Annotated in this window: 3 protein-coding genes and 9 pseudogenes; 9 read left to right on the top strand and 3 right to left on the bottom strand. The window is 68.6% G+C overall.

Annotated features, from left to right (window positions below):
- The 4 genes and pseudogenes from PGN12_17740 to PGN12_17725 all read left to right on the top strand — a co-directional run.
- Positions 1–313, top strand: a 313-nt coding sequence (locus tag PGN12_17740; protein MEH3105703.1) for an SDR family NAD(P)-dependent oxidoreductase, incomplete at its 5' end; no start/stop codon positions are given.
- Positions 314–516: 203 nt separating this feature from the next.
- On the top strand, positions 517–816 hold the full coding sequence (locus PGN12_17735; GenBank protein MEH3105702.1) for a hypothetical protein: 300 nt from the start codon (positions 517–519) through the stop codon (positions 814–816).
- Between the two features lie 85 nt (positions 817–901).
- Positions 902–3,565, top strand: a pseudogene (gene gyrA, locus PGN12_17730) (DNA gyrase subunit A).
- A 117-nt stretch (positions 3,566–3,682) separates the two neighbouring features.
- A pseudogene (locus tag PGN12_17725) lies at positions 3,683–4,037 on the top strand (DUF952 domain-containing protein).
- Between the two features lie 105 nt (positions 4,038–4,142).
- On the opposite strand, the pseudogene PGN12_17720 reads toward PGN12_17725, so the two are convergent.
- Positions 4,143–4,576: pseudogene (locus PGN12_17720) on the bottom strand (DUF488 domain-containing protein).
- 59 nt (positions 4,577–4,635) lie between these two features.
- Here PGN12_17720 and trmFO point away from each other — a divergent pair.
- The 3 pseudogenes from trmFO to PGN12_17705 all read left to right on the top strand — a co-directional run bounded on the left by trmFO (position 4,636) and on the right by PGN12_17705 (position 9,035).
- A pseudogene (gene trmFO / locus PGN12_17715) lies at positions 4,636–5,954 on the top strand (methylenetetrahydrofolate--tRNA-(uracil(54)-C(5))-methyltransferase (FADH(2)-oxidizing) TrmFO).
- Between the two features lie 102 nt (positions 5,955–6,056).
- Positions 6,057–7,876: pseudogene (locus PGN12_17710) on the top strand (cation:proton antiporter).
- Positions 7,873–9,035: pseudogene (locus PGN12_17705) on the top strand (glycosyltransferase family 1 protein). Before PGN12_17710 ends, PGN12_17705 begins: the two co-directional pseudogenes overlap by 4 nt.
- Positions 9,036–9,434: 399 nt before the next feature.
- On the opposite strand, the pseudogene ahcY reads toward PGN12_17705, so the two are convergent.
- Both ahcY and PGN12_17695 read right to left on the bottom strand, forming a co-directional pair.
- Positions 9,435–10,859: pseudogene (gene ahcY, locus PGN12_17700) on the bottom strand (adenosylhomocysteinase).
- Between the two features lie 136 nt (positions 10,860–10,995).
- Positions 10,996–11,539, bottom strand: a pseudogene (locus PGN12_17695) (YqgE/AlgH family protein).
- Between the two features lie 101 nt (positions 11,540–11,640).
- On the opposite strand from PGN12_17695, the gene PGN12_17690 reads away from it, so the two are divergent.
- Entirely contained in the window at positions 11,641–12,120 is a 480-nt protein-coding gene (locus PGN12_17690) for a peroxiredoxin (GenBank protein ID MEH3105701.1), read from the top strand.
- Positions 12,121–12,305: 185 nt separating this feature from the next.
- Positions 12,306–12,730 (top strand): annotated as a pseudogene (locus tag PGN12_17685) (AMP nucleosidase).

Raw genomic sequence — 12,730 nt, 5'->3', positions numbered from 1 at the left:
GTCGGCGCGGGTCGGCAGCATCGGCGACAACCGGCTGGGCGGCTGGTACGGCTATCGCGCGTCCAAGGCAGCGCTCAACCAGCTGATCCGCACGCTGGCGATCGAGGACAAGCGGCGCAACGACCGCGGCATCGTCGTCGCGCTGCATCCCGGCACGGTGGATACCAAGCTGTCGCAGCCGTTCCAGCAGAGGGGCCGCGACCTGTTCCAGCCGGGACGTGCGGCGGTGCAGCTGCTCGACGTGATCGACGGGCTGAAGCCCACCGACAGCGGCAAGCATTTCGCGTGGGACGGGGCCGAGGTGCCGGCGTAATCTGCACCCCGTCATTGCGAGCGCAGCGAAGCAATCCAGGGCAGCATGCGCGACACTGGATTGCTTCGCTACGCTCGCAATGACGATCCGGGAGCGCGCATGACCGATCGGTCATCTTCCCGCCATTCCCCTGACAATCGCCCCGGCGCACAGGAGGCTCGACGGCATCGACGAAGGATGCCGCACCGACAGGAGCGAATGCCATGACCCGTACCCTGCCCTTCGCGATCCTCGCCTCCGCCGCGCTAGTCTCCGGCGGCGTCGCCGTCGCCCAGACCGCGCCCGCCAGGACCAACACCCATGTCGTCCAGCACCAGACCGTGACGAGGAAGACGACGCCGACCGGCAAGACCACCGCCGCGGTCGCCACGCGCAAGACCGCCACCACCACCCGCACCGCCGCGACCGGCCGCATGGTCACCGCGAAGACCAGCACCGGCAAGACCGTCACCTACGATTGCAGCAAGGCGGGCAACGCCACCAAGGCGGCCTGCAAGAAGTGACCCGATCGCCGGCCTGCTGGGTTGGCAATATGCGTGACGCTGGGCTAGTGCATGTGTGTAACCCCACATTCACGAAAGCCCAGCGTTGAGCGACGACACGGTCCTGGCGGACCCTTCCGATATCGCCCCCATCTCCATCGTCGAGGAGATGAAGACCAGCTACCTCGATTACGCGATGAGCGTGATCGTGGCGCGCGCCCTGCCCGACGTGCGCGACGGGCTGAAGCCCGTCCACCGCCGCATCCTGTATTCGGCGAGCGAGAGCGGGTTCCTCTACAACCGGCCCTATCGCAAATCGGCGCGCATCGTCGGCGACGTCATCGGTTAAATACCACCCGCACGGCGACAGCTCGATCTACGAGGCGCTGGCGCGCATGACCCAGGACTGGGCGATGCGCGTGCCGCTGATCGACGGCCAGGGCAACTTCGGCTCGATGGACCCCGACCCGCCCGCCGCGATGCGCTATACCGAGGCGCGGCTGGCGAAATCGTCCAACTATCTGCTCGACGATCTCGACAAGGACACGGTCGACTTCCAGCCCAATTACGACGGGTCGGAGCGCGAGCCGCAGGTGCTGCCCGCGCGCTTCCCCAACCTGCTCGTCAACGGCGCGGGCGGCATCGCGGTCGGCATGGCGACCAACATCCCGCCGCACAATCTGGGCGAGGTGGTCGACGCGTGCCTGGCGTACCTCGACAACGGCGCGATCACGACCGAGGAGCTGATGCAGATCGTCCCCGGTCCGGACTTCCCGACCGGCGCGATCATCCTGGGCCGCGCGGGCGCGCGCTCCGCCTATGAAACCGGGCGCGGATCGATCATCGTCCGTTCGCGCCACACGATCGAGGCGACCAAGGCCGCGCGCAGCGACGGTCGCCAGTCGATCGTCCTGACCGAAATCCCGTTTCCAGCAGGGCAAGAACGCGCTGGTCGAGAAGATCGCCGAGGCCGCCAAGGACAAGCGCGTCGAGGGCGTCAGCGACATCCGCGACGAATCGAACCGCGAGGGCGTGCGCATCGTCATCGACCTGAAGCGCGATGCGACGCCGGAGGTGGTGCTGAACCAGCTGTGGCGGCATACGCCCGCGCAGGGCTCGTTCCCCGCCAACATGCTGGCGATCCGCGGCGGGCGCCCGGAGCTGCTGAACCTGCGCGACATCATCGGCGCGTTCGTCCAGTTCCGCGAGCAGGTCATCACGCGGCGCGCCAAGTTCGAGCTGAACAAGGCCCGCGAGCGCGCCCATATCCTGCTCGGCCTCGTCATCGCGGTCACCAATCTGGACGAGGTCGTCCGCATCATCCGCGGCTCGTCGAGCCCGGCGGAGGCGCGCGCGAAGCTGCTGTCGCGCGACTGGCCGATCGCGGAGATCGCGCCCTATCTGCGGCTGGTCGAGGCGCTGGAGACCGACGTCGCGGGGCGACACCTATCGCCTGTCGGAGGTGCAGGTCCGCGCGATCCTCGACCTGCGGCTCCACCGCCTGACCGCGCTCGGCCGCGACGAGATCGGCGACGAGCTGAGGGGGCTGGCCGAGTCGATCGCCGAGCTGCTCGCGATCCTGTCCGACCGCGTGAAGCTCTATGCCGTCATGCGGGAGGAATTCCGCGACGTGCGCGAGCAGTTCGCGACCCCGCGCCGCACCGAGATCGCCGCGGCGGCCGACGGGATCGAGGACGAGGACCTGATCGAGCGCGAGGACATGGTCGTGACCGTGACCAAGGAGGGCTATATCAAGCGCACCCCGCTCGATGCCTTCCGCGCTCAGGCGCGCGGCGGCAAGGGCCGCGCGGGCATGGCGACCAAGGACGAGGACGTCATCACCAAGCTGTTCGTCACCTCGACGCACACGCCGGTGCTGTTCTTCTCGACGCTGGGCCGCGTCTACCGCATGAAGGTGTGGAAGCTGCCCGAGGGCGGTCCCGCCACGCGCGGCCGTCCGATGATAAACCTGCTGCCGCTGGAACAGGGCGAGACGATCTCCACCGTCCTGCCGCTGCCCGAGGACGAGGCGGAATGGGGCAAGCTGCACGTGATGTTCGCGACCGCGAAGGGATCGGTGCGGCGCAACTCGATGGATGCCTTCACCAACGTGCCGTCGAACGGCAAGATCGCGATGAAGTTCGAGGGCGAGGATGCGACGATCGGCTGATCGGCGTCGCGCTGCTCGACGAGGGCGACGACGTCCTGCTCGCCACGCGCCAGGGCAAGGCGATCCGCTTCGCCGGGGACGAGGTGCGCGAGTTCCAGAGCCGCAATTCCACCGGCGTGCGCGGCATCACGCTGAAGGGCGGGGACGAGGTCATCTCGCTCTCCGTGCTGCACCGCGTCGATGCCGACGGCGAGCTGCGCGAGGCGTATCTGCGCAACGCACCCTGGAAGGAGCGCGGAGGGCGAGCTGACGATGGATCAGCTCGACTTCGAGCGGCTGCGCGCGTCGGAGCAGTTCATCCTCACCGTCTGCGCCAACGGCTATGGCAAGCTGTCGTCGGCCTATGAATATCGCCGCACCGGGCGCGGTGGACAGGGCATCACCAACATCGACAATATCGCGCGCAACGGCCTGGTCGTCGCCAGCTTCCCCGCCAGCAAGGCGGAGCAGCTGATGCTGGTGACGGATCAGGCGAAGATGATCCGGATGCCGCTGGCATCGCTGCGCGTCATCGGGCGCGGGTCGGCGGGCGTGCGCCTGTTCAACGTGGCGAACGACGAGCATGTCGTCTCCGCCGCGCGCATCGACGAGGAGCCGGAGCCCGAGGATGCGGCCGAGGCGATGGTCGCACAGGAGCTGGCGCGCGACGCCCCGGCCGAGCCCACCGACGACGGCACGATCGGCGACGGACACCGCCGCCGGTCCGGAGGACGGCGAATGAGCGACCGGCCGCTCACCGCCTACAAGGTGCTGACTGCGGAGCAGATGGCCGCGCTGGAGCGCGACGGCGCGTTCGCTCGGCGCGCCGGTGGATGTGGCGGACGGCTATATCCACCTCTCCACCGCGGCGCAGCTGACGGAGACGGTCGACAGACATTTCGCCGGGCAGGACGACCTGCACGTGGTGGCGGTCGACCTCGCCGCGCAGGGCGATGCGGTGAAATGGGAGGAGTCGCGCGGCAGTCAGCTGTTCCCGCACCTCTACGGCACGATGTCGCTGGAGACGGTCATCGCCTATGCGCCGCTGATGCGCGGTACGGACGGACAGGTGAAGCTGCCGGTCGCAGGATAGCTCACCGTGCTCCTGCGAAGGCAGGAGCCCAGAGTTGTTTCACCCGACGGACGTTACTCGGCGCCGCTCCGGGCTCCTGCGTTCGCGGGAGCACGAAGGGGCTCGTCACGCGTACAGATCCACCACCTCGCGCCCCTCCCCCACCGCCTGCAACAGCAGCGTGCGGTGGCAGTGGCACGGGTCACGCTCGTAGCACAGCAGCGCGCTCGGCATCTCGTCCGCCAGTGCCAGCATCTGCGCCGCCTGCACCTGCGCTTCCGGAAGCTCCAGCTGTTCGTCATAGACGGCGGTCAGCGTCGCGACATCGCCCTTCTTCGCGGCATCCGCGCCCCGCGCTTGGGGGTGCCCAGCGCCTTGAGGTGGACGTAATCGATCCCCGCCTCCAGCAGCGACGCCGCCAGCATCGACTTCGAGAACCCCGGCCGTCGCGACAGCGGCAGCGCGCGCACGTCGATCACGCGCCGCACCCCCGCCGTCGTCAGCGCGGCGAGGAACTCCGCCATGGTGGTCGCTTCATAGCCGATGGTGTAGATCGTCATGCGCCCAAGGTGATGCGCCACCCCTGACAAGACAACCGCTACCCGCTATGCGCGCGCCCATGCACCATGACATTCACGTGATCGGCGGCGGGCTCGCCGGGTCGGAGGCCGCGTGGCAGCTGGCCGAGGCGGGGCTCAAGGTCCGCCTGTCGGAAATGCGCGGCAGCGGCGACACGACGCCCGCGCACCACAGCAGCGACCTGGCCGAGCTGGTCTGCTCCAACAGCTTCCGCTCCGACGATGCGGACAGCAACGCGGTCGGGCTGCTGCATCAGGAGATGCGCGCGCTCGGCTCGCTGATCCTGCGCCAGGGGGATACGCACCGCGTGCCCGCGGGGCAGCGCGCTGGCGGTCGACCGCGACGGCTTTTCCGCGGGCGTCACCGCCGCGGTAGAGGGGCATCCGAACATCACGGTCGTGCGCGAGCGCGTCGATGCGCTGCCCGACGGCCCCGCGATCGTCGCCACCGGCCCGCTGACCGCGCCGACGCTCTCGCAGAGCATCGCGGGAGAGACGGGCAAGGACGCGCTCGCCTTCTTCGATGCGATCGCGCCGATCGTCCACCGCGATTTCGATCGACATGGACAAGGCCTGGTTCCAGAGCCGCTGGAACAAGGGTGACGGCACCGACTATATCAACTGCCCGCTCGACAAGGAGCAATATCACGCCTTCGTCGCGGCGCTGATCGCGGGCGAGAAGACCGAATATCGCGAGTGGGAGAACGTCCCCTATTTCGAGGGCTGCATGCCGATCGAGGTGATGGCGGAACGCGGGGTCGAGACGCTGCGCTTCGGGCCGATGAAGGGCGTCGGACTCGACCAGCCGAGCACGGGGCGGTGGCCCTATGCCGCGGTCCAGCTGCGGCAGGACAATGCACAGGGCACGCTGTGGAACATCGTCGGCTTCCAGACGAAGCTGAAACATGCCGAACAGGTGCGGCTGTTCCGCACCATTCCGGGGCTGGAGAAGGGCGGAATTCGCGCGGCTGGGGGGGCTGCATCGCAACACCTTCCTGCGCTCGCCCGAGCTTCTGGACCCGACATTGCGGCTGAAATCGCGCCCGAACGTCCGTTTCGCCGGGCAGATCACCGGGTGCGAGGGCTATATCGAAAGCGCCGCGATCGGATTGATCGCGGGACGTTTCGCCGCGGCGGAAGTTGCAGGGGCGCCCCTTGCCGCCGCCGCCGGTCGAAACCGCGCTGGGCGCGCTGCTGACGCATATCACCGGCGCGGCGGAGGCGGAGACGTATCAGCCGAATGAACGTCAATTTCGGCCTGTTCCCGCCGATCCCGGGGCGCACGAAGAAGGCCGATCGCAAGAAGATGTACACCGATCGCGCCCGCGAGGCGCTGTCGGGGTGGCTGGCGGCGGTATGAAGTAGCTGTCCTTGCACAGTCCGGGGTGACGCAGAGGCCACCAAGGGTCGACTCGGGCGCATCCGTCTCTACAGTCCGGTCGCATGGCGATCGGACTGGACAATGAAGGTTTTCTCGGACGCGCTCGTGATCCTGGGCGCGGCGGGGCTGGTGATCCCCGCCTTCGCCCGCTTCCGGATCAGCCCGGTCATCGGCTTCATCCTGGTGGGGGCGCTGGTCGGCCCGGCGGGACTGGGGTCGCTCGTAACCGACGCGTCGTGGCTCTATTATCTCACCATCTCGGACCCGGAATCGATCGCGCCGTTCGCCGAGTTCGGCATCGTCCTGCTCCTCTTCTCGATCGGGCTGGAGCTGTCGTTCCGGCGATTGTGGACGCTGCGCAAGCTGGTCTTCGGTACCGGGGCCGCCGAACTGCTCGGCTCGGCCCTGCTGATCGCGATCGGGCTCCACTGGATCGGGCAGGATTGGGGCGGCTCCGCGGGGCTGGGCCTGGCGCTCGCGCTCTCGTCGACCGCGCTGGTGCTGCCGCTGGTGGGGACGACGGGGCCCGTCGGGCGCGGCGCGTTCGCGATGCTGCTGTTCGAGGATCTGGCGCTCGTCCCGATCATCTTCGCTTTGGGCGCGATGGCGCCGACCGCGAGCGATGCCGGATGGGTCGGGCTGGCGGGGACCGCGCTGCGCGGCGGGGCTGACCGTGGTCGCTATGTATATCGGCGGGCGGCTGGTCCTGCCGCGGCTGTTCGCACAGGCCGCGCGGACGAAGAGCCCGGAGCTGTTCCTCGCCGCCTCGCTGCTGGTGGTGATCGTCGCCAGCGTCGCCACCACCGCGGCCGGCCTGTCGCCGATCGTCGGCGCGCTGCTCGCGGGGCTGCTGATCGCCGAGACCGAGTATCATACCGAGGTCGAGGTGATGACCGCCCCGTTCAAGGGGCTGGCGCTCGGCGTGTTCCTCTATCACCGTGGGGATGAGCCTGGACCTGAAGCAGATCCTCGCCAACTGGCCCGGGCTGCTGACCGCGGTCGTCGGGATCGTCGCGCTCAAGGCGGTCGTCACCTATCTGCTGCTGCGTGTGTCGCAGGTGCGGCCCGGCGTGGCGGCGGAAACCGGGCTGCTGATGGGCAGCCCGTCGGAGACGACGCTGATCGTGCTCGCCACCGCAGCACAGGCGCAGCTGATCCTGCCGTCGACCGCCGCCTTCTGGCAGACGGTGACCGCGATCGGGCTGACCATCACCCCGCTGCTCGCCAAGCTGGGCAGCGCGATCTCGCGCAAGATCGAGCGGCAGACGACGCGGCCCCCCGATGCGCTCGACATGCCGACGGCAACCCGCGCCGTCGTCTTCGGCTTCGGGCGGGTCGGGCGGCTGGTCGCGGACATGCTCGCGCGCCACGACCAGCCCTATGTCGCGGTGGAGGCCGATATCGACGCGGTGACGCGTGCGCGGGCGGCCGGCTATCCGATCGTCTTCGGCGACGTGTCGCGCGCGGAGCTGATCGATCGCCTCGACCTGGCCAGCGCGCGCGCGCTGATCCTGACGATGGACGAGCCGGTGCTGACCGTCCGGCTGGCGAAGAAGCTGCGCGCCACCTTCCCCGATCTGCCGATCATCGCGCGCGCGCGCGCGACAACCGTCCACGCCGCCGAACTCTACAAGGCGGGGGTGACCGATGCGGTGCCGGAAACGCTGGAAAGCTCGCTCCAGCTCTCCGAGGCGGTGCTGGTCGACCTGGGCGTCGCGATGGGGCCGGTGATCGCCTCGATCCACGACAAGCGCGACGAACTGCGCCAGACGATCCGGCGCGAAGCGATGCTGGAGCGCGAGCCGCGCATGCCGCCGCGTGCGACGAAAGGACGAGATCGAGGCGATGTGACGCGCGCCGTCGCGATTCTGCCCCATATCGCGGGTAGCGCGGGCGAATGAACGATAACAGAAAGCCGCGGGTCGCCTTCTTCAGCGGCAATTACAATTACGTCCGCGACGGTGCGAACCAGGCGCAGAACCTGCTGGTCGGCCATCTGCTCGACCACGGCGTCGAGGTGCGCGTCTATTCCCCGACGACGAAGACGCCCGCGTTCGAGGCGCGCGGGACCGTCGTCGACGTGCCCGCGGTGCCGATGCCGGGTGGGCGCGGCGAGTATCGGCTGGGGCGCGGCCTGCCGCGCGCGCCGCGCCGCGATCTGGAGGCATTCGCGCCCGATCTGGTTCACGTCTCCGCACCCGAATTCCTCGGCCATGCCGCGGTCACCTGGGCGCGCCGTCATGACGTGCCGGTCGTCGCCACCGTCCACACCCGGTTCGAAACCTATTTCCAATATTACGGGCTGGCGGTCGTCCAGCCGCTGATCGTCGCGATCCTGCGGCGGTTCTACAATCGCGCCGATCGCGTGCTGGTGCCCACCCCCGTCGATGGCGCAGGTGGTGCGCGACTTCGGGGTGACGACGCCGATTGCCCTATGGGGTCGCGGGGTGAACCATCGCCGGTTCCACCCCGACCGCCGCAGCCTGGAGTGGCGGCGCTCGCTGGGGATCGCGGACGATGAGGTCGCGATCGGCTTCCTGGGGCGGCTGGTCCTGGAGAAGGGGCTCGACGTGTTCGCGGACGTCGTCGCGCAGCTGACCGCGCGCGGGGTCAAACACCGCGTGCTGGTGATCGGCAAGGGGCCGGCACGCGACTGGTTCGCGCAACATGCAACCGCAGGCGGCGTTCGCGGGGCTTCCAGAGCAACGACGATCTGGGTCGCGCGGTCGCGTCGATGGACGTGCTGTTCAAACCCCAGCGTCACCGAGACCTGGGGGCAGGTGACGTCCGAGGCGATGGCCGCAGGCGTGCCGGTGGTCGCGGCGGCGCGCGCGACGGGCGCGGTCGACCTGCTGGACGATGGACGCAACCGGCTTTTTGGTGCCGCCGGGCGATATCGCGGGCTATGCGGACGCGATCGAGCGGCTGGTGACCGACGCCGACCTTCGCACCGCGATGGGCGCCGCCGCGCACGCCCACGCGCAGGGCTTCCGCTGGGACAGCGCCAACGACGCGGTGTTGCAGGTGTACCGCGAGGTGCTGGCCGAACGGGGACGCTGATCGTCACCCGCGGCGGGATCGGGACGTCCAGAAGGCCGCGTCCCCCGTTCCCCGGCGAGGGCCGGGGCCTTTGCGAACCTCCCGTTCTGTCCCCGGCGAAGACCGGGGCCCAGCTGGGGACGGTGGTAACAGATGGAAAAGCCACGCCAACTGGACCCCGGCCTTCGCGGGACCTCTGCAAAATGGATGCACAGCGCCGCGTACCGGCCGTGCTCCTGCGCAGGCAGGAGCACAGGGTCAAGCAGAACGACGCCTGTAGGGACCGGCAACCCCGGGCTCCCCTGGACCCCCGGGACAAGCCCGGGGTGACGGAGCGCATCGGGCGACCTGCCCCCCAAGCAAAAGGGCCGCGCTCCCCCTCCCGGAAAGCGCGGCCCCTTCACGTCACCTCGCGACCGATCAGTAGCGATAGTGATCCGGCTTGAACGGCCCCTCGACCGGCACGCCGATATAGCCCGCCTGCTTCGGGGTCAGCTTCGACAGCTGGACGCCCAGCTTCTCCAGGTGCAGCGCCCGCGACCTTCTCGTCGAGGTGCTTGGGCAGGACGTAGACCTCGTTCTTGTAGTTCTCGGACTTGGTCCACAGCTCGATCTGCGCCAGCGTCTGGTTGGTGAACGACGCGGACATCACGAACGACGGGTGCCCGGTCGCGCAGCCCAGGTTCACCAGACGCCCCTTGGCGAGGATGATGATCTGCTTGCCGTCGGGGAACTTCACCAGGTCGGTGCCCGGCTTCACCTCGGTCCAGTCGTAGTTGCTCAGCGCCGCGATCTGGATCTCGCTGTCGAAGTGGCCGATGTTGCACACGATCGACATCGGCTTCATCGCCTTCATGTGATCGGCGGTGATGACATCGGCGTTGCCGGTCGCGGTGCAGAAGATGTCCGCGCGCTTCACCGCCTCGTCCATCGTCACGACCTCGAAGCCCTCCATCGCCGCCTGGAGCGCGCAGATCGGGTCGATCTCGGTCACCAGCACGCGCGCGCCGCCGTTACGCAGCGACTGGGCCGAGCCCTTGCCGACGTCGCCGAAGCCCGCGACGCACGCCACCTTGCCGGCCAGCATGACATCGGTGGCGCGACGGATCGCGTCGACCAGCGATTTCCTTGCAGCCGTAGAGGTTGTCGAACTTCGACTTCGTGACCGAGTCGTTGACGTTGATCGCCGGGAACGGCAGCTCGCCCTTCTTCGCGATCTCGTACAGGCGGTGGACGCCGGTGGTCGTCTCTTCCGACACGCCCTTCAGGTTCTTGACCGTCTGCGTCAGGTATCCCGGATACTTGGCGACGAACGCCTTGACCGAGCGCTGGAACTCGACCTCCTCGTCGTTCTCCGGCTCGCCGAAGGTCGCGCCCGCCTCCAGCTTCGCGCCCCACAGCGCGAACATGGTGGCGTCCGCCGCCGTCGTCCAGGATGATGTTGGCGGTCTGGCCGTCGCCGTCAGCACCCCAGTTGAAGATGTCGCCGACGTAATCCCAATATTCCGCCAGCGTCTCGCCCTTCACCGCGAACACCGGGATCCCGGCGGCGGCGATGGCGGCGGCGGCATGGTCCTGCGTCGAATAGATGTTGCAGGTCGCCCAGCGCACGTCGGCGCCCAGCGCGACCAGCGTCTCGATCAGCACCGCGGTCTGGATCGTCATGTGGAGCGAGCCGGTGATCCGCGCGCCCTTCAGCGGCTGGGACGCGCCGAATTCCTCGCGCAGCGCCATCAGGCCGGGCATCTCGGTCTCGGCGATCGCGATCTCGGCGCGGCCGAAATCGGCCAGGCCGATGTCCTTGATGACGTAATCGTTCTTCTCGAGCACGGGGGCGGTTGCCACGGCGTAATCTCCGTCAAGTGAGGCCGACCAAGGCGCGCGTGTGCACCGTATCGGCATCCCGCGCGCTGTAGCCGCTCCGCCCCTGCCGATCAAATATAAAGATATCTTTATATCCGCGGTCAGGCCGCCCGCCCTCGCTCGACAGCAGCCGCGGATCGACCCCCGGCCGCGGCGAAGCCGCGCGTCCAGCGCTCCTCGGCCGCGGTGTCGAACAGCATCGCGGGCGTGTCGGCGACGTTGAGCCAGCCGTGGCGCGTCATCTCGCCGTCCAGTTGCCCCGGGCCCCAGCCGGCATAGCCCAGCGCCACCAGCCACTGCGACGGCCCGGTCCCGTTCGCGATCGCGCGCAGCACGTCGAGCGTACCCGACAGCGACCAGCGCCCCGCGACATCCAGCGTGTCCTGACCGCCCCAGTCCGCCGTATGCAGCACGAAGCCGCGGCGCGTCTCGACCGGCCCGCCGAAATGCACCGGCGCGTCGGGGGCGACCCCGGGCGCGATCTCCAGCTGCTCCAGCAGGTCGTGCAGCCCCAGTCCGTTGACGGTCCGCGCCGATGCCGATCCCAGCGCGCCGCTGTCGTCATGGTGGCACATCGCGATGACCGAATGATCGAACCGCGGATCGCCGATGCCGGGCATCGCCAGCAGGAACTGGCCGGTCAGAAAGGTCGCGCTGTCCATCGTCGGCGGATGTAGGCGGTAGAACAGCGATTGCCAAAGCTTGAAATCGGCTTCGCGGGCTGCAACCTACCCGCGCGAACCTTTCACAGGAGAAACGACCCATGACGATCAACGTCGGCGACACGGTGCCTGCCGCCAAGCTCACGAAGCTGACCCCCGACGGCATGGAGCCGGTCGACGCCGCGGAGTATTTCAAGGGCCGCAAGGTCGCGCTGTTCGCGGTGCCGGGCGCCTTCACCCCGACCTGCTCGGCGAAGCACCTGCCCGGCTATCTGGAGAAGGCGGAGGAACTGAAGGCGCACGGGATCGACGAGATCGCCTGCACCTCGGTCAACGATCCGTTCGTGCTGGGCGCCTGGTCGAAGCAAACGAACGCGGACGGCGTGACGATGCTGGCGGACGGCAACGGCGACTTCGCCGAGGCGCTGGGCCTCGCGATGGACGGGACGAAGTTCGGCATGGGCAAGCGCAGCCAGCGCTATTCCATGGTCGTCGACGACGGCGTCGTGACGCAGATCAACGTCGAGGCGCCCGGCGAGTTCAAGGTCAGCTCCGCCGAGCACATGCTGGGCAAGCTCTGATCCCACCCCTCGTCATGCCGGGCTCGACCCGGCATCCAGGGCCGTGCGCGCCAACCGTCGTTGCCGCCCCGCCGCCCTGGACCCCCGGGTCAAGCCCGGGGTGACGGCGTGGCGCGGGCGACGTCGCGCTCCTGAACCTCCCTGCCCGTCTTGCCAGCGTCACATCGCGCATGTAACCCCCTGCGATGATCGCCAGTGATATCGTCGCCGAACTCGACCGCCTCTACACCGCGTCGGTCGATCGCCTGAAAGCCGCCATCTCCGCCTATATCGCCGACGGCACGGTGCCGCCCGCTGAGGCGCGCAAGGACGGCTCGTTCGCCTATCCCGAGATCCGCCTGCGCTTTGCCGGCGGCGATGGACGCCCTACGCCGTTGCGGTCCTTCGGCCGGCTGACCGCGCCGGGCGAGTATCGCATCTCCGTGACGAAGCCCGCGCTGTTCGCGGAATATCTCACCGAACAGCTGACCCTGCTGGTGGAGGATTACGACGTTACCGTCGCCGCGGTGCCGGGGCGGCAGGAAATTCCCTATCCCTATGTGATCGACTCCGGGCCATGCGCTGAGCCTCGACGCGGTGTCGGTCGCCGAGCTGGCGCGCTGGTTCCCCA

It is taken from the genome of Sphingomonas phyllosphaerae, assembly GCA_036946405.1.
Lineage (GTDB): Bacteria > Pseudomonadota > Alphaproteobacteria > Sphingomonadales > Sphingomonadaceae > Sphingomonas > Sphingomonas phyllosphaerae_D.
The sequence above is the reverse complement of the archived record's forward strand: the minus strand, read 5'-3'. Positions and strand labels throughout refer to the sequence as shown.

What these genes read in the sequence shown, in the direction of transcription:
- PGN12_17735 (MEH3105702.1), top strand. Translation starts at nt 517, where the DNA reads ATGACCCGTACCCTGCCCTTCGCGATCCTCGCCTCCGCCGCGCTAGTC.
- PGN12_17690 (MEH3105701.1), top strand. Translation starts at nt 11,641, where the DNA reads ATGACGATCAACGTCGGCGACACGGTGCCTGCCGCCAAGCTCACGAAG.